Here is an 18503-nt window from a genome sequence, read left to right as displayed (position 1 = left end):
TATCTCTCCATCTAAAAAGGGGCTGCTAATATGACTATTGTTGAAAAGATGAAGCTTGTCCAACATGAGATGCAAAAAGTTCTAATCGGAAAGAAAAAAACGATTGAGCTGGTGATGATTTCTTTGTTAAATAATGGTAATGTATTGCTGGAAGATGTTCCTGGTACTGGAAAAACCCTTCTAGCTAAATCAATGGCTGTTTTACTAGGTGGGCAATTTAAAAGAATTCAGTTTACTCCAGATGTTTTACCAGGTGATGTGACAGGTATTCAATTTTTCAATCCAAAAAAGCAAGATTTTGAATTGCGTCCAGGACCAGTTGTGACGAACGTATTGCTAGCTGATGAAATCAACCGAGCAACGCCTCGAACGCAGTCGAGTTTACTAGAAGTAATGGAAGAAAAGCAGGTAACCATTGAAGGAACAACGCTCAAACTTCCGACGCCTTTTATCGTAATCGCAACGCAAAATCCCCTCGAATCACAGGGAACTTTTTCATTACCTGAAGCCCAAATGGATCGTTTCTTTATGCAGATGCAAAGCGGATATCCAACACCGATAGAAGAAAAACGAATGATTCAAATGATGAGGCTTCAAAATCCATTCGATGATTTGAAGTCGATTTTTGAAGATGGAGAAATTGAATTATTTCAAAAAGAAGTGAAGCGAGTGGAGCTTTCTGAAGTAATTGAGGATTATCTTTTAAGTATCGTCCAAGCGACGAGAAGCGGAGGGTACATAAGTGTTGGCGTAAGCCCGCGAGGAACGATTGCCTTTATGAAAGCAGCACAAGGAAAAGCATTCATCGAAGGAAGATCATTTGTTACTCCTGAAGATATTCAGTTCGTGGCGCCTTATGTTCTCAGTCATCGTCTAGTCTTAACGATGGAAGGAGCGATGCGTAAGACGAAACAAGCTGTGCTTCAAGAGATTCTTACTCTAGTCGAGGTTCCGGTGGAAGTGAGGGGAGGGGCAACAACATGAGGTGGGAGTCTAAAACCACACTCTCTATATTCCTTTCTTCTTTTCTAGGACTAAGCTGGGTTTTGATTATTATTTCTTTTTATTTTCAATCGGTCGAGCTATTCATAGTTACTATGGCATTATTGCTACTTAGCTATGGAACCCGTATCTACTTAAAGAAAGCAGCTACATCTGTTCAGGTAGAAAATAAGCGACATACGATTAGGCTTTTCAAAGGTGAACATGAAACGCTCTCCTTTTCGATACAAAATCAAGGGAAGTTGCCGATTTGGAACGGCGAGCTGCGCTTTGCTGTTGAGCCTGTGATACATCTCCCCCAACTTGAAATTGTTCAAAACACGAAAAACCTTCACTATTATGATGTTCCTTTTTTTATGAGACGAAATGAACGTAAGAACATTTCCTTTTCCATCCATGCTTATGAAAGAGGAGCTACGCGAATAAGGAACCTTCAATTTATAATAAAGGATCTCTTTGGTTTAGGAAGCCGCCTATCTAGTTTTCAAGGTTTCTCAGAAACAGAAATATTGATTTACCCTGAGTTGAGTGAGGTGCAAGGCGTAGAACAACTTTCGACTTATGAAATGGGGAGTCACGCTTATGAACATTCCCTCTATGAAAACTTGTGTGCTCCTGCAGGTGCACGAGAATATGCGAACTCTGATCCTTTTAATCGTATTCATTGGAAAGCTACGGCAAGAACTTCAGAATTAAAATCGAAAGTGTACGAGCGTTCGATCGAGATGAGGTGGGTTTTTATTCTTGATTTATCTGTTAAAAGAAAGAATAGTCCTGGGCAAGTCTCCAATAACATCGAAGCATATATTAGCCAACTAGCCTTTCTTTGTTCAGTCGCTACAAAACGAGGGATAGCGTTTGAAATCCATATTAATCTTGAACCTGAAGGACCTGCTTCTTCTATGGTACTTGAAGTGAGAGAGGGGAATGCTCAGTTAAGTAAGGCACTAGAGTTATTGGCTCGAATTGATGACACAAGACCGTTGTTATCTTTTGAACGGATGAGTTTATTGCTCCAAAAGCGATTATCAGAGCGCTCTGTTTTGATTCGATTAGGTGAGCCGATTCAATCAAAGGAAGAAGAAACATTTTATCAGTTTTTGAAGAGTATAGGTCATATGTGCTATGACGTGAAAATGTCGGATGGTTATGCGTATCTTAGTAAGATAGAAAGGGTTCGGAATTAATGAAAGTACGTAGAGAACTTCCTCATCTTCTCTATTATATTTATGATATGGTTTTCGTGTATTTTCTTTTAGCGTTCTTTTATTTATATGAACAAACCTTCCCGCCTATTTTCCCTTTTCTTGTGCTTGTTCTTGGTTGCGGAAGTTGCTATTTTCTTCTTTATTTTAGAAATCGTGAACAAATCACCTTGTCGTGGATATTTCTACTTGGCATCCTAACCGCTGTTGTTGGATTCGTGTTAGGAGTACCGCTTTTTTATTCCATTCTACTTTCGATTACGATCGCATGGCGTAGCTATGTCAACATTAGAGAGTTAACTCGACATGATGATACAATCGTTTTTTTCTTGAGTTTGCTTGGTTCCTTTCTATTCTTCCTTTTCAGTAATTCTTCAGAGTTAAGACAGGTCGTATTTCTATTTCCTCTTGTGCAATTTCTTTTGCTCCTCATATGTAGAGCGGCTGTGGAAATAAGTAAAGCAGGGGGACTGAGGCAGGCCAGATGGGTCATGAGTTCTATCCTTCTTTTGTTAGCTGTTTCCAGCGGCTTGTTTAGCATTATTATCTGGATGAAAGACCCTCTTATTAAGTTAATTTCTTATACAATAAGTGGAATTGGTTATGTTATTGGTTTACCAATCTACTGGCTAACCTCAAATTTTCCGACGCGCTCTGCAGAAGATTCTCTTTTTTTAGAGGGGAATTCGTCAATGGAAAACCAACAAATGAACAAGGAACAAACGATAAATGGACAAAGTATAGACTTGCCACTTGAACTTATTTTCTACACCTGCCTTATCATTGCATTAATCGTTACTTTCTTCATCATTTATAAAAAAAGGCTTGTACTTTCTCGACTTGAAGTAAGTAGCTTTGCTACTATAACGAGTGAAATATTGAATACAAGGGAAGATAAGAAAGGGAGCCAATTAAAACCACCTTTGAATCAGGTAAGAAAGCAAATTTTTAATTTAGAAATAAAGGCGCTGAAGTATGGGGTTGGACGTCAAGCAGGAGAGACTTTAAGTCAATGGTTACGAAGGATTCCTGGTCATAGTGAACATAAGGATTACATTATAGCCATTTATGAGAAGGTTCGATACGGGACAGAAAGTCCTGATCGAGAGGAAGTTCTTCTCTACATGCAGCATATGAAGAGCCTCCTTAAGGAATTAAAGAGGCATGCTTTACAGAAGCGGAAAGAAAACAAGAAGAAATAAATCAAATACAAGGTGTGAAAGAAGCGGAACGACCATATTGCGAGTTCGGTCATACAAATATCCCCATACAGCTCCAGCTAACACAGCAGCGACAAGCAGAAGGAAAGCACCTGCATAAAAGTGGGCGCTCATATAGAGAAGCGCAGCTAGTAAAATCGGGTATTTGAGTTGAAGTGTTTTAAGCTCTGTTTGGACAAGTCCTCTCCAGAAAAGTTCTTCTCCTGGAATAACAATTAAAATTAGGCTAACATAGTGCCAAGCTTTATATGGTGCGACAAGGGTGTAAAGTTCATTAACCTGTGTCATAAATTGAGGGAAAAGAACAAGCATAATTGTTTTCCCCAGAAAGAAAAGAATATAAAGGGAAACGCCACTTAAAATTCCGATAAAAAGGTGAGAAAGTGACGGCTTTTTCCATTTAACTTGACGAATTGACACTCCTCCAAGGAGAAGAAGAGAAACAGTAAAAAGTGGCCAAAAGAAGTCACTAAATAAATAGAAAGATAGAAATAATAGAAGATGTGAGAGAAATAGTGCAAGGAATAATCTTTTTTTTAACAGCATGATAAACAGCTCCTGTATGAAATTCATACTTACAGTGTAGCCGATCATCAAGATCTTTGCGATACAGAACTGATGATAAGGAGGTTTGATATGGAATTAACATTTTTAGGAACAGGTGCTGGTGTTCCTTCAACAAAACGTAACGTTAGTTCGACAGCTCTTCGTCTTGATTCTGGAGAAGTTTGGTTGTTTGATTGTGGGGAAGCGACACAACATCAGATTCTTTCTTCTACTATTACACTTAGTAGGCTGACCAAAATTTTCATCACTCACTTACACGGTGATCACATTTTTGGACTGCCTGGCCTTCTTGGAAGTCGTTCTTTTCAAGGGGGAGAATCAGAACTGAAGATATACGGACCAAAAGGACTTGCTCATTTTATTGATACGGCCGTAAAAATTAGCGGTACGCACCTACGCTATCCACTGCAAATTGTAGAAATAGAAGACGACTTTCAAGTGCAAGAGCAGGGTTTTACAATAAAGGTAGCTTTGTTAGAACATGGAATTGATAGTTTTGCTTATCGAATAGAAGAAGCAGATAAGACAGGTGCATTAAATGTTGAAAAATTAAAATCATTAGGTGTACAACCTGGTCCGATCTATCAAAAATTGAAGAACGGAGACTCTATTACCCTAGACAATGGGAAAGTGGTGCATGCAGTCGAAGTAGTAGGTCCTCCGATAAAAGGAAGACATCTTGTGTATTGTGGGGATTCTCGGTTTAATGAGAAGACGATTGATTTTGCTTTAAATGCCGATCTTCTTATCCATGAAGCTACATTTTCCGCTCAGATGGCTTCGTTAGCATATGAGTATTATCATTCCACTACGGAGGAAGCAGCTAGAATTGCTAAAACTGCGAACGCAAAGAAACTTCTGTTAAATCATATTAGTTCACGTTATCAAGAAGCAGATATAGTAGATCTAATTAGGGAAGCAAGAGCCGTATTTGCAAATACGGACATAGTAGAAGATCAAATGACAGTCCATATACCTATAACAAAACCGAGCTCAAAATGAGCTCGGTTTTGTTATAGTCAACTTACTGATTATTTAATTCCAACCACGTTCATACTGTTTCGGTGCCTCTAAGTCCGCGCCAAGTTCAGCTGCGGCGGTTCTCGCCCAGTAAGGATCTCTTAATAGTTCTCTCGCAAGCAAGACAAGGTCTGAGCGGTTGTTATGAATGATTTCCTCTGCTTGAAGAGGGTGCGTAATCAATCCAACTGCGCCAGTTGAAATTTTAGCTTCATTACGAATTTGTTCAGCGTGTTTTACTTGATATCCAGGAAAGGCATCGATGCTCGCTGGTACAACTCCGCCTGTACTACAATCAATTAGATCAACGCCTTGTTTCTTCATTTCACTTGAAAAATATACGAAGTCTTCCATTGTATTTCCTTCTTCGTGGTATTCTTCTGCAGAAATACGTACAAAGAGTGGACCGTCCCAAACATCGTTCACTTCTGAGATTATTTCTTTAAGAAAACGATAGCGGTTTTGTGTTGAACCACCATATTCATCTTCACGATTGTTCGTTAATGGAGATAGAAACTCATTGATTAAATAACCGTGTGCGCCATGAAGTTCGATAACATCAAAGCCGGCTTTCTTTGCTCTTCTTGCGCCTTCTTTAAAGGAAACAATCGTTTCTTTTATTTGTTCTAGCGTCATTTCTTCAGGGGTTTTCATCTTATCACTAAAAGGAATTGCTGATGGCGCAATAATTGGACCATCTAATACGGCTTTTCGACCGGCATGAGCAAGTTGAATACCTACTTTTGCTCCTTGCTCTTGAGAAAGTTGTACAATCTTCTGCAATCCTTCTATATGGTCATCACTCCAAATGCCAAGGTCCTGTGGAGAGATACGGCCCTGTTCGGTAACAGCTGCTGCTTCTGTAATAATGAGACCCGTTCGTCCTACTGCTCTAGAAGTATAGTGTGTGAAATGGAAATTGGTTGCTTTCCCGTCCATTGCTTCACATGAATACATGCACATAGGACTCATCACAATACGGTTAGGAAATGTAACGTTTTTTATGGTATAGGGTGTAAATAATGCTGATGACATGCAATCTCTCCTTTATTTCTTCTTTCCTGACCCTGAGTATAGCATGTGCAAAAAAAGAAGTCGCAAATCGTGCTTTACTTTGTGATCATGCTCCAAACGTTTTTCCACCAGGACTTTTTTTGTTGTGAAATTTGTTTGTTATGCATGATATTTAACGCAAGATCAGGCACATCCGTCATAAGTCCGTCTACTTCCCACTCAAGAAATTGTCTCAGCCATTTTTCCTCATTAATCGTATAAGGCCGTACGTTTATGCCGTGAGCTTGAACGGTTTTGATAAGTGATGCATGGATGGATTTGAAGTGAGGGTGGATCGCTTTTGCTTTTAGTTTTTTAGCATAGTGCCAGGGTTCATGTAAGTTCCCTTTGTAAAGAGGTGCGGTTTCTACCTTAGACCACAATTTATGTACCTCAAGCAATCGTTCGTGTTCAAAGCTAGAAATCAGCGTATTTTTATCAGAGCGAAATTTTTTAATCATTGGAATGGCTGTTTTGGCGAGTTGATCATCATTTTCTCGATAATATTTTAATTCAATATTCAGCCAGATATCGGGATAATCTGAAGCAAAGGTCAACACTTCCTCTAAAGAAGGGATACTTTCTTGCTGAAACTTTGGAGAAAACCAGCTCCCGGCATCCAGCTTTTTAAGGTCTGCATAATTTGTTTCGGTTACAACTCCCTTTCCAGACGTAGTACGCTTTAAGGTACGGTCGTGAATGACAACTGGAATGCCATCTTTTGAAAGTTGGACATCAATTTCAATTCCTCCAGCTCCAAGCTTTACTGCACGTTCGTAAGCACTTAATGTATTTTCTGGACATTGTCTACTTGCACCTCTATGAGCAAATATGATTGTCATGATTTTCCCCATTTCTACTGGTCTTTTCAGGTTTTGTATGTATAAAATATGATAAAGTGAAACTTCCATTCGAACTTTTAGGGGAAGTTGAGCCCTACCTACACGGATTGAAAGGCTACATGGCTTAGGTAGGGAGACGGTGAACAGGTCAAAAAATGCCGTCTATTCTCATTAAACCTACCAAAAACAGGTGAATTTTGCAAAAAAACAGACAGGGGGTTATGAGGTGGAGAAATGGCAAACAAAAGAAACGCTTATGTATTTGTTATCAAGACTTGTCGAACATCAGAGTATAACGGGATCTTATCCAGAAGTAGCGCTTGCAGAATACATTCATCTTCAGCTTCAGGATTTAGATTATTTTAAAGATAACCCTCAAATGCTTGCTCTTCATCCAACAAGTGATGGACGCTCTTTTGTAACAGGTTTGATCAAGAACGGAAAAGCGAAAAAAACGGTTATATTAATAAGTCATTTCGATGTGGTCGATGTAGAAGATTATGGTCAGTTTAAAAACCTGGCCTTTAGCCCATATGATCTGACAGAAGAAGTATATAAGAATCTCGATAAGATGCCATTAGAAGTTCAGAATGATCTGGAAACTGGAGAGTGGGTATTTGGTCGAGGCGTGATGGATATGAAAGCAGGGATTGCCTTACAGATGAGCATGCTTGAAAAAGCAAGTTCTGGGGAATTTGAGGGAAATATTTTATTCCTTACGGTTCCTGATGAAGAAGCCAATTCTCTGGGAATGATAGAGGCCGTTCCTGTTCTCGTTGAAATGGCAAAACAACATAACCTTACGTATACCGCTTGTTTAAATTCTGAGCCTGTTTTTACAAATTATCCTGGTGATCAAAACCTCTATCTTTATTCAGGATCAATTGGCAAGTTACTTCCTGGTTTTTTCTGTTATGGTCAAGAAACTCATGTTGGTGAACCCTTTTCTGGCTTGAATGCGAATTACATGGCAGCAGAAGTAACGAAAGAGTTAGAATTAAATGCTGACTTTTGTGAGGTTGTTGATGGAGAAGTAACCCCTCCGCCTACAAATTTAATGCAAAAGGATTTAAAAGAAGGATATTCGGTTCAAATTCCACATGTAGGCGTCACGCTTTTTAATGTGCTTGGTATGGAAAGTAGCATTCAACAAATTACGGATAAATTGATGAAGGCTGTAAAAACTGCTGCCAGGCGTATTGAACACCACTACTTAGAAAAAGCCACTGCTTTCTCGATGCTTCAAAGCTATGTTCCTGAGCCATTTAAAGTTAACGTGTTAACCTATGAACAGCTGCACCAACGAGCGGTTACATTGTTTGGCGAAACGGAAATTAAACGTCGCCAGGATTACATCTCAGCAAATTTTAAAGATCTTGGAGATCGAGATCTTTCCACAAGAATGGTCTTTGACCTTGCAGCGCTTTGTAAAGATGATGGCCCAATGATTATTCTTTTTTATAATCCTCCTTTTTATCCGGCCGTATCCTCTCGTCATGATCCATTTATTCAGGAAACGATTCAACGTGTGATGACATACAGCGACGAGAAGCATAACGTAAAGTTAAAGCCACAGCATTATTTTCCGGGCCTTTCAGATTTAAGTTTCGTTGGGTTAGAACGTACGAAAGAAACCATTCAACCATTAATGAGCAATATGCCTTTATATGGGCAGTCTTATACGCTACCTCTCGAGGCGTTAGAACAGTTAAAGGTTCCCGTTATGAATCTTGGACCGATGGGGAGAGATGCGCATAAATGGACAGAGCGACTTGAATTAACGTATTCCTTTGAAACGCTGCATGATATGCTTCCTTATACGATTAAACAATTGCTTCGGTAAAGCGTTTTTCTTCTAAAAAAGAAGAATAGTTTGCTATCATGGAAGAATCCAATTGAAAAGGAGATTCTTTATGATAAAAACAATTCGTCGAATTGCGCTTGTGTTATTTGCTTTTTTCTTTATTTTTGCAGGCGTTGCTCATTTTGTTCAAGGGGAAGGTTTTGCATCAATGATTCCCGAATGGGTGCCGTTCAGGCTTGGGGTGATTTATGTAACAGGGATTCTGGAAATTGTATTAGCCGTTTTACTCCTCATTCCTTCTACACGTAAACAGGCAAGGTTTTGGACGGCAGTGTATTTAATCGTTATTTTTCCTGCCAACATTTATGCAGCGATTGCTGGAATTCCAGCTCCTGGACAGGAGGAAGCAAATGAGTTGCTGCTATGGATCAGGTTACTCTTTCAACCGCTATTAATTTGGTGGGTGCTCTGGGCAGCAAAACAAAAGAATGATTCGGCAATTTAAATTAGCTGTGACCGCTCATTAATATAAGCTGTTTTGTTTCGTCATAGTATTTTGATGAACGGGAAGGATAATAGCAAAATAAGTTCGTGAGGGGAGACAAAAAAAGTGGAACAAGTAACCTTGAAAATTAACGGGATGACTGGTGATCACTGTGTATCGGTAATTCGTAGCGCCTTACTAGAATTAAGTGGTGTATCGGCTGTTGAAATTCATTTTAAAGAAGGAAATGCAGATGTTACCTTCGATTCAAACAAGGTTTCTCTAACAGCTTTACAAGAAATAGTGAAAAATCAGGGATACGTTGTTTCATAAAAAAACCAGCTGGCTAGTCAGCTGGTTTTTTGTTGAGTGAATAGTATTAGAATGTAAGTGCGGTATCTTTTGCACGCGCAATAGCATTTTGCTTAATGTCTTCGGCTTTATCTGGCATTGCGTTATGACCTTCTACAAAAAGTCCATCGTAGCTTGGCACGCCATAGAATTGCATCATTGTTGTAAAGTAGCGGTGACCCATTTCCATTTCTGCGGCAGGCCCTTCTGAATAAACGCCACCGCGAGCCTGGATGTGGATCGCTTTTTTATCGGTTAAAAGACCAACAGGTCCGTTTTCAGTATATTTAAAGGCTTTACCAGCCACGGATACTGAGTCAAAATAAGCTTTCATAACTGGAGGAAAAGAGAAATTCCAGAGTGGTGTTACGAACACATATTTATCAGCCTCAATAAATTCTTCACTTAATTCATTAAGGCGCTGTACTTTTTCTTTTTCACTTGCAGATAGTTCTTCGAAACCTTTTCCGGACTGTAATTTACCCCAGCCGCTAAAAACGTCAGCATCAATTTGGGGAATATGCTCACGATACAGATCGAGATGAACGACTTCATCGTTCTCATTCGCTTCTTTGTAAGTGTCGATAAAAGCTTTTCCTACTGCCATGCTGTAAGATTGTGTATCATCGTGTGGATGTGCCGTGATGTATAATACTTTTGCCATTTCAACATTCATTCCTTTCTTGATGCGCAATTTATCTTGAATTAAATTATTTTTAATTCAAGGCAAATTATAAAGGAGATGAGGAACCAATTCAACTATTTTGCTTCTGTTCGTAACGTGTGAAAAAAGGTGGGGACATAATAAAAGCCTTGCACTTTAGGCAAGGCCAGGTTTGACTTAACTTTTAGGTAGCTGATAAGGGTTGCCGCTGAGGTTTTTTCTTACTTCATCTGTTAGTTTGAAAGGCAGCTTTTTTTCACTAGGGGCTGAAGAGATGCTAGAGCTTCCATCGAAATGAATTGGTTTACCAATCATTTGAACTCCTCCTTGTCTTTCGTTACTTTTAGTTTACTTTGTGTTTCAAAGAAATGGAAGAGGTTCTATGATTTCAGGTAAGAAATGCTTCGATTAAAAAGAAAGTGTGATATCTTTAGATTATTAATCATCTTAATAACGAGCTAAAAATGATGTAAACTTAAGTGAAAAACGATTAACCTGAGATTGTGTACGCTAAAGGAGCTATTATTTATGCACATTATTTCGATTTTATTAGGGATTTTATTTGTACTTAATCTTGTTTTTGCAGCTCTTGTTATTTTCCTCGAACGCAAGGATGCAGGTGCAACATGGGCTTGGCTTATGGTCTTGCTTTTTATCCCTCTTCTTGGTTTTGTGATGTATTTAGTATTCGGGCAAAACTTAAGTAGAAGAAGGTTATTTGACTGGGATAACATAAAAAAAGTTGGAATCGAGGATTTAATTGAGGAGCAGGTTAGTGAAATTAAAAGCGGCGTTTATCCTTTCAGGCATGAAGAAATTGCGCGACATAAGGACCTGATTTATATGCATCTTGTAAATGACGATGCGGTACTAACACAGGATAATGCCATACGCATTTTTTCAGACGGTGAGGAAAAGTTCAATGCCCTCATTCAGGATATCGGTCGCGCGAAAGATCATATTCACTTCCAATATTATATTTTCCAAAAAGATGAGCTAGGTAAGAGAATTGTAGAAAAGCTCGCTGAAAAAGCACGCGAAGGGCTAAAGGTTCGCGTTCTTTATGATGAGATGGGATCAAGAAAAACAAGGAAGCGTTTTTTCAGAGAGTTAATCGAAGCAGGTGGAGAAGTGGAAGTCTTTTTCCCTTCACGCATCCCCTATGTGAATACACGACTGAATTACCGAAATCACCGAAAACTGGTGATTATTGACGGCGTACTTGGCTATGTTGGGGGATTCAATGTTGGTGATGAGTACCTTGGATTAAATCCGAAGTTTGGTTATTGGCGGGATACACACCTTCGAATTGAAGGTAGCGCAACGCTCGCTATGCAGACGAGATTCTTGTTAGATTGGAATCACGCTGCACGGAACAAGGTAGGTTATGAAGCGTGCTATTTCCCTATCATTGAGCCGATTGGAAAAGCCGGTGTGCAAGTTGTGAGTAGTGGACCTGATTCTGAATGGGAACAAATTAAAAATGGGTACATAAAGCTCATTACCTCAGCAAAACGAACGATCTTTATTCAAACACCTTACTTTATACCCGATGCAAGTCTGTTAGATGCCCTTCGTATCGCTGCACTTAGTGGTGTAGATGTTAGATTAATGATTCCAAATAAGCCAGATCATCCTTTTGTTTATTGGGCGACCTATTCCTATGTTGGCGAATTACTAAAAGCGGGGGCAAGAATCTACATTTATCAAAATGGTTTTATTCATGCAAAAACCATCACAGTCGATCGTGAAATTTCTTCAGTGGGTACCGCCAACATTGATGTACGGAGTTTCCGATTAAACTTTGAAGTGAACGCGTTTATCTATGACGAAGAAATCTCAAAAGAATTGGCAAATGTTTTTATTAAAGATATGGAGAAATGCTTGGAATTAACGGGAGAAGGTTACTTGGAAAGGTCTCTCTGGATTCGATTTAAAGAGTCAATCTCGAGACTATTGTCTCCTATTTTATAAATGATTCACATCCCTGAAGCGTGCTATAAAAGCATGCTTTTTTTCATGTGAGCTAGGTTGTGCGTTTATGGAACCTTGTTAAAACTTATTTAGTCAATACTTACAGAATGAAATCGTTCTAATAACGGAATTGTTTTGAATTTATTTTCTAATAAGGAAAAAAGTCCTAATCTTCCTATGTTATGATAGTTGGGAAGATAAGGAAATGCACGGGGGGAAGTTAATGATTAAGGAAAAAATGAAGAAAACACATGTGCCGTTTCGGCTAAATATTTTGTTTCTATTTGTTTTTCTATTGTTTTCTATTCTTATCCTTAGACTTGGGATGATTCAAATTGTACAAGGGGAAGATTTCGAACGAATATCAGAGCAAACCGAGAATGTAACAGCGAAATCATCGGCACCTAGAGGGAAAATGTATGATCGGTATGGAAGAGTTATTGTCGATAATGAACCAACGTTTACGTTAACCTATATTCGAAATCAAAATACGAAACAAGAGGAAAGACTTGAGGTTGCTCGTAAATTAGCTTCATTTATTGAGATGGATACGGATAAGGTGACAGAGCGCGATTTGAAAGATTTCTGGATTATGACTAGACCAGAGAAAGCCAAGGCCAAATTATCAGAAGAAGAATGGGAAGAACTTGAGTCTAAAAAGGCTTATCGCCTACAAATCGATCGCATCAACGAAGAAGATCTTAAGGAAATTACAAGTGATAAGGATGAATTAAAAATTGCGGCAATCAAACGCCAGATGGACTCGGGGTATGCACTCTCTTCTCAGTCTATTAAGAAGGGGTTAACACGAGAAGAAATTGCGCAAGTTAGTGAAAACCTTGAAGATTTACCGGGAGTCGACATATCGCCAGATGCTGAGCGGGTTTATCCTTATGATGAAACGATGGAAACAATGTTCGGGAACTTAGGTCAAATTCCAAAAGAATCGCTGGATGCTTATACGATGAAAGGCTACGATAATAACGATCTTGTCGGCATCAGCTATCTTGAGAAGCAGTATGAAGATTTATTAAGAGGGCAGAAGTCCATGAAGAAATATGTTACGGACAAATCAGGAAAGCCAATCGGGGAACCTGAAGTGATTCCAGGTAAAAGAGGGAATGATCTGGTTTTAACAGTCGATATTGATTTGCAACAGGAGCTTGAAACGATTCTTGAAGAAGAATTAAGAAAAGCAAGAGCGCGCGGGAACCCTTATGCAGATCGTGCTTATGCGATTGGAATGGATCCTGACACTGGTGAGATACTAGCATTTGGTGGGACAAAATACAGCTCAGAAGACAATGAGTATATTGAATATTCATATGGAACCTTATCTGAAGCTTATGAAATGGGTTCCGCGGTAAAAGGCGCCTCCGTACTAACCGGTTATGAAACTGGTGTCATCGGTCATGGGACAACTTTGTATGACACGCCAATCTCGATTCCAGCTACTAAGGATAAAGCTTCCTATGCAAATCTTGGATGGGTGAATGATGTAGAAGCGTTGGAAAGATCCTCTAACGTGTACATGTTCCGAATTGCCATGATGATGGCAGGCTACGACTATGTTCCAAATACAAGTGGTATTCCTTGGGACCCAAGTACTTTTAATGATGTGCGCTATCATTTTAATCAATTCGGACTAGGTAACAAAACTGGAATTGATATGCCAATCGAAACGACAGGAATCAACGGTGGAATCCAACAAATTGGTAACTTAATGGACTTAATGATTGGCCAATTTGATACGTACACACCTCTTCAGATGGCTCAGTATATTTCAACGATTGCAAACGACGGAAAAAGAATTCAGCCTCATTTCTTAAAAGAAGTTCACGAGGCATCAAATGTCGATGGTTTATCGAATATTATTGTTGATCAGTTTGATACAAACGTTATGAATCATATTCAAATGAGTCAAAGCGATATTAACAGAGTACAAAATGGTTTATGGAGGGTTACGAATGCTAGTAACGGAACAGCAACAAAATATTTCAAAGGGACAGATTTCACTCATGCTGGTAAAACGGGTACGGCTGAAGTGAAATTTGGTCGTGATAATAATATTGATGGATTTAATTTAACCTTTGTAGGCTATGCTCCTTATGAAGATCCAGAAATTGCGTTAGCGGTCGTGATTCCAAGTTTGAGCAGTGATCGCAATGAATCAGTCAACAAAGATATTGCAAGGCGGCTATTTAAAGCTTATTTCGATCTGAAAGATGAACCCAAACCTGCTGCACCTATCGAAGAAAAAGAAAAAGAAGAATGAAGTAAAAAGCCTCACCGCCATAAGGTGAGGCTTTTCCTGTTTACCAAATTCCAAGAACATCTAACATAACGAAAAGAATAAGAAGCGGTGCGACAAAACGGATAAGAAAATACCATGTTTCGAACAAGCCTTTCTTTAACCCACTTCCACGTTTCAATTCTTCATAAAGGGCAGATTTCTTCATTTTTAAAGGAACAAAAATGGATATTAACAAAGCTCCGATCGGTAGAAGCACATTACTTACCGCGTAATCGGCTAAATCAAATATCGTTTTATTGAATAAGGTGACATCGCTCAAAACACCGTATGAGAGAGCTGATGGAATACCAACAGCGAAAATGGCAAGCCCAATGATCCATGCCCATTTTTTTCGTTTCTTAAGGTCACCTTTCGAAATAACCGATACAATGATCTCAAGCATTGAAAAAGCAGAAGTTAATGCTGCAAACAAGAACAGAACCAAAAAGGCAATGAAAAAGAGCATTCCGAATGGTAACTGACCAAATACTGTCGGAAGCACATTAAACAAGAGAACGGGACCAGCTCCAGCTTCAAGATCAAAAGCAAAAACGGCAGGGAAAATCGCTAGACCAGCAAGAAGAACGATAAAAACGTTCATTACCACAATCGACAGAGCGGAACGTGGTAAACTTTGTGTTTTTGGTAAGTATGAACTATACGTGACCATAACCGATACTCCGACACTCAATGTGAAGAATGATTGTCCCATTGCTTCTAAAATTGTTTGAGAGGTTACTTTTGTGAAGTCAGGTTGAAGCAAGAACAAAATGCCTTCCATTGAACCTTCTAGCGTAACGGCTCGAATGACTAGAATAATGAAGAGAAGAAATAAAGCCGGCATCATTACTTTACTTGCCTGTTCAATCCCTTTCTCTACACCTCTAGCTACAACAAGAATAGTGAGAATAATGAAAATGAATTGCGCGAAAATACTAACAAACGAATTTGATATTGTCGTACCGAATACTTGTGCGTACTCATCGGAGGAGAGGCCTGTTAACTCTCCTGTAACAGCTTTATACAAGTAGGCGATAATCCATCCTCCAATGACACTATAAAAGGATAACAAGATGAAAGAAGTGATCATCCCCATAATACCAACTCGATACCACTTTGATTCTGGAGATATCGTTTTATAAGAATCTACCGCATTGCTTTGAGCGGTTCGTCCAATTGAAAATTCTGCTAGTAGAAGTGGAAGACCAAGTACTAATGTGAATAGAATAAAGATCAGAAAGAAAGCGCCACCTCCATTTTGACCTGCTGTGTACGGGAATTTCCATATGGCCCCTAAACCAATCGCTGAACCTGCTGCAGCTAGGATAAAACCAAGTCTTGAAGACCATTGTTCATTTTGACTCATACTGTTGCTCCTTTCGTTTATTATTGAATGCTGATTCCGTCATTCCACAAAAAAATCGCCCCTACGTTATCCGTAGGGACGATTGTTATCGCGGTACCACCCTGGTTGTGAGAAAACTCACCTCTTCATTGTGTAACGATCTTCACCGTCTTTTGCGAGTACAAAAGAAGCTCCAGAAATGAAATTCACGTCCTTTTATATACCGATTCTCACCAACCATCGGCTCTCTTCAATAGGGAAAAGGTGGCTACTTGTTTTCCTTCAAAGCAGTTCAATATTTATAGAGTTATTCAATTTTTATCATGACCCACTGAAAGTGTCAATATAATTTTCGATATGGAAAAATTATCTGTTATGCTATTCATCTTTCTTATCCTCTTCAAAATGAGCATCGACAGGTCCTTTTTGTTTCTTCGTTTTTTTGCGCTTGATAGATTGTAAAATCTTTTTGTAATTTAATGAAAAGGTTTTAGGATCATAATGTTCAGAAGCTTTGATATCAGCTGTAGAAGCTCGCATAAATGACCAACCAAGCATAATCATAATAAAGAGAAGGGGAAATCCACCTACGATACTCGCTGTTTGAAGTGTTCCAAGTCCCCCGACAAACATGAGGACTAACGGCATAAGGCAGAGCGCGAATGCCCAAAACAGTCTGTTCCAGCGTAGAGGTTCATCTTTGACCTCTTTTTGAACAACGGAGGCTAAAATATAAGAGCTTGAGTCAAACGTCGTCGCAAGAAAAATGATCGCTAACACGACAAAAATGAAGATCATAAACCATGAAAATGGAAGTTGACCAATGGTTTCTATGATGGCTCTAGGTGCTCCCTCATCATTAAGTACCCCAATCACATCAAACTCACCTGTTAATTGCATATGAAGTCCATAATTTCCGAGAATACCAAAGAACAATAAACTTCCAAAAGTTCCATAACTAATGGTTCCAAGAATCATTTGCTTTATGGATCGTCCCCTTGAAATTTTGGCAACAAACAACCCAACAAAAGGGGCGTATACGATCCACCAGGCCCAGTAAAACACGGTCCAACTTTCCGGAAAGCCTGTTTTATCATATGGACCAAGAGCATTAAATGGCTCTGTCCAAGTACTCATATGAAAGAAGTTATCCAACAACAAACCGACGCTGTTTGTGGCTGTTTCAACGAGAAAACGGGTTGGCCCAAAGATTAATACAAATAGAAGCAGAAAAATTGAGAGAACTAAGTTAATATCAGATAATATTTTAATTCCTTTTTTTAATCCTGAATAAGCACTGATGGCGAAAATGGCTGTTACAAGAACGAGAATCAACGTTTTTAGTACCATTGTTACGCCAATACCTGTGAGAGCATCAATTCCTTCTGCGATCATTGGAGTACCGAGTGCTAGCGTTGTACCTGCCCCGCCAAGAAGCCCAAACATAAAAAGCACATCAATAATCGTTCCAAGTGGGCCATCTACAAGTTTTCCGATTAATGGTCTTGTTGCTTCACTTATTTTTAGTACGGGTTTTTTACGGACATAGTAGAAATAGGCCATCGGTAAAGCGGGTAGCGTATAGATGGCCCATGCGATCGGGCCCCAGTGGAAGATGCCATATGTACTTGCCCATAGGATTGCTTCTTCCGTTCCGGGTTCTAGACCAAATGGTGGGCCTTGATAGTAATACGCCCATTCAATGGTGCCCCAGTATAAAATACTTGATCCAATTCCAGCGCAGAAAAGCATTCCTGCCCATGAAAAATTGTTAAATTCAGGACGCTCGTCCTCTTCCCCTAAGCGCACTCTACCATTATCACTAAAGGCGACATAAATTAAAAAGAAAAAAATCCCCAGACCTACAAGTAAATAGAGAACCCCAAATTGGGTGGTGACGAACTCATTCGCTTTGTTGACAATTTCCTTTCCCTTTTCAGGAAAAAGTACAAGCGGAACAGTTACAAGCAGTAATAAACTCAAAGCACCTAAAAATGTTGGCCAATCAATTAAACGCTTATCCATAACCTTTTAAGCTCCTTTTGCAATAGCTAACTAAGATTAGTTTCTAGCATGACGATCTTTTTATACAACGTTTTATTCCTTGAGAGATAGTGGGGACTGTTATAATAATTGAATAGAATGTTGCGTTAGAGGGTGATGAATGTGGAGCTGTTTACTGAAAATGTTGTTACGATTATTAAAAAAATTCCACCAGGTAAAGTGATGACTTATGGACAAATTGCAAAGTGTGCAGGAAGTCCACGTGGTGCAAGGCAAGTTGTTCGAATTCTACACACTATGAGCCGAAAGCATGAACTTCCGTGGCATCGAGTGATAAACGCTAAAGGTGAGATCGGGTTAAAGTCGGAAGATGGTTATATTGATCAGAAAATGATGTTGGAAGGGGAAGGAATCGTCTTTCACCCGAATTCAAAAATAGATTTAACGATCTATCGCTACGATCCGCCAAAATGAAATAAAAGAATAAAAAAATAAGGCCGCTAAGACGGCCTTATTTATGATCGATTCTTAAAAGGGTTTCAATGTCAGTAAAATAATAAGAATAATAGCAGATGCATTCATTACATTTGTAAAAGGTGCCATCTGTTTTCCAATCCGTTTGTTCTCCTCCGGAAGCGTATCTCCATCGGCTTCTCCTAAAAGACGCACTTGCCT

At 39.2% G+C, this 18503-nt stretch carries 17 protein-coding genes and 1 other annotated feature; of the genes, 10 read left to right on the top strand and 7 right to left on the bottom strand.

Annotation, left to right across the window (positions count from 1 at the left end; all coding sequences use genetic code 11):
* Positions 1-30: 30 nt before the first annotated feature.
* Genes ATG70_RS09845 through ATG70_RS09835 form a run of 3 tightly spaced genes read left to right on the top strand, consistent with a single transcriptional unit; the run spans position 31 to position 3409 of the window.
* Complete coding sequence (locus ATG70_RS09845) at positions 31-984, top strand: AAA family ATPase (protein WP_179886243.1); 954 nt, start codon at positions 31-33, stop codon at positions 982-984.
* The gene (locus ATG70_RS09840; RefSeq protein ID WP_098444137.1) at positions 981-2189 is read left to right on the top strand and encodes a DUF58 domain-containing protein; all 1209 of its coding nucleotides are present in this window, start codon (positions 981-983) and stop codon (positions 2187-2189) included. The genes ATG70_RS09845 and ATG70_RS09840 overlap by 4 nt, the downstream gene beginning before the upstream one ends.
* A complete protein-coding gene (locus tag ATG70_RS09835) occupies positions 2189-3409 on the top strand; it encodes a DUF4129 domain-containing protein (RefSeq protein ID WP_098444136.1) in 1221 nt (406 codons plus the stop codon). Before ATG70_RS09840 ends, ATG70_RS09835 begins: the two co-directional genes overlap by 1 nt.
* Here the strand turns inward: ATG70_RS09835 and ATG70_RS09830 are convergent.
* Positions 3377-3973, bottom strand: a complete 597-nt coding sequence (locus tag ATG70_RS09830; protein WP_179886242.1) for a CPBP family intramembrane glutamic endopeptidase — start codon at positions 3971-3973, stop codon at positions 3377-3379. The genes ATG70_RS09835 and ATG70_RS09830 overlap by 33 nt on opposite strands.
* A 90-nt stretch (positions 3974-4063) precedes the next feature.
* Here ATG70_RS09830 and rnz point away from each other — a divergent pair, with 90 nt between their 5' ends.
* Positions 4064-4996 (top strand): ribonuclease Z, encoded by a 933-nt coding sequence (gene rnz, locus ATG70_RS09825; protein WP_098444134.1) that lies wholly within the window; start codon positions 4064-4066, stop codon positions 4994-4996.
* Between the two features lie 33 nt (positions 4997-5029).
* Here rnz and namA read toward each other — a convergent pair whose 3' ends face one another.
* Positions 5030-6049 carry an NADPH dehydrogenase NamA gene (gene namA, locus ATG70_RS09820; protein WP_098444133.1) on the bottom strand — a complete coding sequence of 340 codons (1020 nt, stop codon included), beginning with the start codon at positions 6047-6049 and terminating at the stop codon, positions 5030-5032.
* A gap of 74 nt (positions 6050-6123) precedes the next feature.
* Entirely contained in the window at positions 6124-6909 is a 786-nt protein-coding gene (locus ATG70_RS09815) for a glycerophosphodiester phosphodiesterase (protein WP_179886241.1), read from the bottom strand.
* Positions 6910-7165: 256 nt separating this feature from the next.
* Here ATG70_RS09815 and ATG70_RS09810 point away from each other — a divergent pair, with 256 nt between their 5' ends.
* The 3 genes from ATG70_RS09810 to ATG70_RS09800 all read left to right on the top strand — a co-directional run bounded on the left by ATG70_RS09810 (position 7166) and on the right by ATG70_RS09800 (position 9530).
* Positions 7166-8752 (top strand): M20/M25/M40 family metallo-hydrolase, encoded by a 1587-nt coding sequence (locus tag ATG70_RS09810; protein WP_098445779.1) that lies wholly within the window; start codon positions 7166-7168, stop codon positions 8750-8752.
* A 70-nt stretch (positions 8753-8822) separates the two neighbouring features.
* Positions 8823-9218: a DoxX family protein gene (locus ATG70_RS09805; RefSeq protein WP_098444131.1), complete on the top strand. Its 396-nt coding sequence runs from the start codon at positions 8823-8825 to the stop codon at positions 9216-9218.
* Between the two features lie 105 nt (positions 9219-9323).
* Positions 9324-9530 (top strand): cation transporter, encoded by a 207-nt coding sequence (locus ATG70_RS09800; RefSeq protein WP_098444130.1) that lies wholly within the window; start codon positions 9324-9326, stop codon positions 9528-9530.
* A gap of 46 nt (positions 9531-9576) precedes the next feature.
* On the opposite strand, the gene ATG70_RS09795 is transcribed toward ATG70_RS09800, so the two are convergent.
* Together ATG70_RS09795 and ATG70_RS22485 are read right to left on the bottom strand one after the other, a co-directional pair.
* Complete coding sequence (locus tag ATG70_RS09795; RefSeq protein ID WP_098444129.1) at positions 9577-10212, bottom strand: FMN-dependent NADH-azoreductase; 636 nt, start codon at positions 10210-10212, stop codon at positions 9577-9579.
* Between the two features lie 177 nt (positions 10213-10389).
* Positions 10390-10527: a hypothetical protein gene (locus ATG70_RS22485; protein WP_179886240.1), complete on the bottom strand. Its 138-nt coding sequence runs from the start codon at positions 10525-10527 to the stop codon at positions 10390-10392.
* A 213-nt stretch (positions 10528-10740) separates the two neighbouring features.
* On the opposite strand from ATG70_RS22485, the gene cls reads away from it, so the two are divergent.
* Positions 10741-12186 carry a cardiolipin synthase gene (cls, locus tag ATG70_RS09790; RefSeq protein WP_098444128.1) on the top strand — a complete coding sequence of 482 codons (1446 nt, stop codon included), beginning with the start codon at positions 10741-10743 and terminating at the stop codon, positions 12184-12186.
* Positions 12187-12409: 223 nt separating this feature from the next.
* Positions 12410-14461 (top strand): peptidoglycan D,D-transpeptidase FtsI family protein, encoded by a 2052-nt coding sequence (locus ATG70_RS09785; RefSeq protein ID WP_179886239.1) that lies wholly within the window; start codon positions 12410-12412, stop codon positions 14459-14461.
* A 40-nt stretch (positions 14462-14501) separates the two neighbouring features.
* Here ATG70_RS09785 and ATG70_RS09780 read toward each other — a convergent pair whose 3' ends face one another.
* Both ATG70_RS09780 and ATG70_RS09775 read right to left on the bottom strand, forming a co-directional pair.
* A complete protein-coding gene (locus ATG70_RS09780; protein ID WP_098444126.1) occupies positions 14502-15845 on the bottom strand; it encodes a sodium-dependent transporter in 1344 nt (447 codons plus the stop codon).
* A gap of 71 nt (positions 15846-15916) precedes the next feature.
* Positions 15917-16119: a binding site (T-box leader), on the bottom strand.
* Between the two features lie 83 nt (positions 16120-16202).
* Positions 16203-17849, bottom strand: coding sequence for a BCCT family transporter (locus tag ATG70_RS09775; RefSeq protein WP_098444125.1), 1647 nt, complete (start codon positions 17847-17849; stop codon positions 16203-16205).
* Between the two features lie 135 nt (positions 17850-17984).
* Between ATG70_RS09775 and ATG70_RS09770 the strand changes: the two genes are divergently transcribed.
* Complete coding sequence (locus tag ATG70_RS09770; RefSeq protein WP_098444124.1) at positions 17985-18302, top strand: MGMT family protein; 318 nt, start codon at positions 17985-17987, stop codon at positions 18300-18302.
* The last annotated feature ends 201 nt before the right edge of the window (positions 18303-18503 follow it).

It is taken from the genome of Bacillus sp. es.036, assembly GCF_002563635.1.
In the GTDB taxonomy this organism is placed as follows: Bacteria; Bacillota; Bacilli; order Bacillales; family Guptibacillaceae; genus Guptibacillus.
The sequence above is the reverse complement of the archived record's forward strand: the minus strand, read 5'-3'. Positions and strand labels throughout refer to the sequence as shown.

What these genes read in the sequence shown, in the direction of transcription:
- ATG70_RS09770 (WP_098444124.1), top strand. Translation starts at nt 17,985, where the DNA reads ATGAATGTGGAGCTGTTTACTGAAAATGTTGTTACGATTATTAAAAAA.
- ATG70_RS09830 (WP_179886242.1), bottom strand. Translation starts at nt 3,973, where the DNA reads ATGCTGTTAAAAAAAAGATTATTCCTTGCACTATTTCTCTCACATCTT.
- ATG70_RS09815 (WP_179886241.1), bottom strand. Translation starts at nt 6,909, where the DNA reads ATGACAATCATATTTGCTCATAGAGGTGCAAGTAGACAATGTCCAGAA.
- ATG70_RS09775 (WP_098444125.1), bottom strand. Translation starts at nt 17,849, where the DNA reads ATGGATAAGCGTTTAATTGATTGGCCAACATTTTTAGGTGCTTTGAGT.
- rnz (WP_098444134.1), top strand. Translation starts at nt 4,064, where the DNA reads ATGGAATTAACATTTTTAGGAACAGGTGCTGGTGTTCCTTCAACAAAA.
- ATG70_RS09810 (WP_098445779.1), top strand. Translation starts at nt 7,166, where the DNA reads ATGTATTTGTTATCAAGACTTGTCGAACATCAGAGTATAACGGGATCT.
- ATG70_RS09835 (WP_098444136.1), top strand. Translation starts at nt 2,189, where the DNA reads ATGAAAGTACGTAGAGAACTTCCTCATCTTCTCTATTATATTTATGAT.
- cls (WP_098444128.1), top strand. Translation starts at nt 10,741, where the DNA reads ATGCACATTATTTCGATTTTATTAGGGATTTTATTTGTACTTAATCTT.
- ATG70_RS09780 (WP_098444126.1), bottom strand. Translation starts at nt 15,845, where the DNA reads ATGAGTCAAAATGAACAATGGTCTTCAAGACTTGGTTTTATCCTAGCT.
- namA (WP_098444133.1), bottom strand. Translation starts at nt 6,049, where the DNA reads ATGTCATCAGCATTATTTACACCCTATACCATAAAAAACGTTACATTT.
- ATG70_RS09785 (WP_179886239.1), top strand. Translation starts at nt 12,410, where the DNA reads ATGATTAAGGAAAAAATGAAGAAAACACATGTGCCGTTTCGGCTAAAT.
- ATG70_RS09845 (WP_179886243.1), top strand. Translation starts at nt 31, where the DNA reads ATGACTATTGTTGAAAAGATGAAGCTTGTCCAACATGAGATGCAAAAA.
- ATG70_RS09840 (WP_098444137.1), top strand. Translation starts at nt 981, where the DNA reads ATGAGGTGGGAGTCTAAAACCACACTCTCTATATTCCTTTCTTCTTTT.
- ATG70_RS09805 (WP_098444131.1), top strand. Translation starts at nt 8,823, where the DNA reads ATGATAAAAACAATTCGTCGAATTGCGCTTGTGTTATTTGCTTTTTTC.
- ATG70_RS22485 (WP_179886240.1), bottom strand. Translation starts at nt 10,527, where the DNA reads ATGATTGGTAAACCAATTCATTTCGATGGAAGCTCTAGCATCTCTTCA.
- ATG70_RS09795 (WP_098444129.1), bottom strand. Translation starts at nt 10,212, where the DNA reads ATGGCAAAAGTATTATACATCACGGCACATCCACACGATGATACACAA.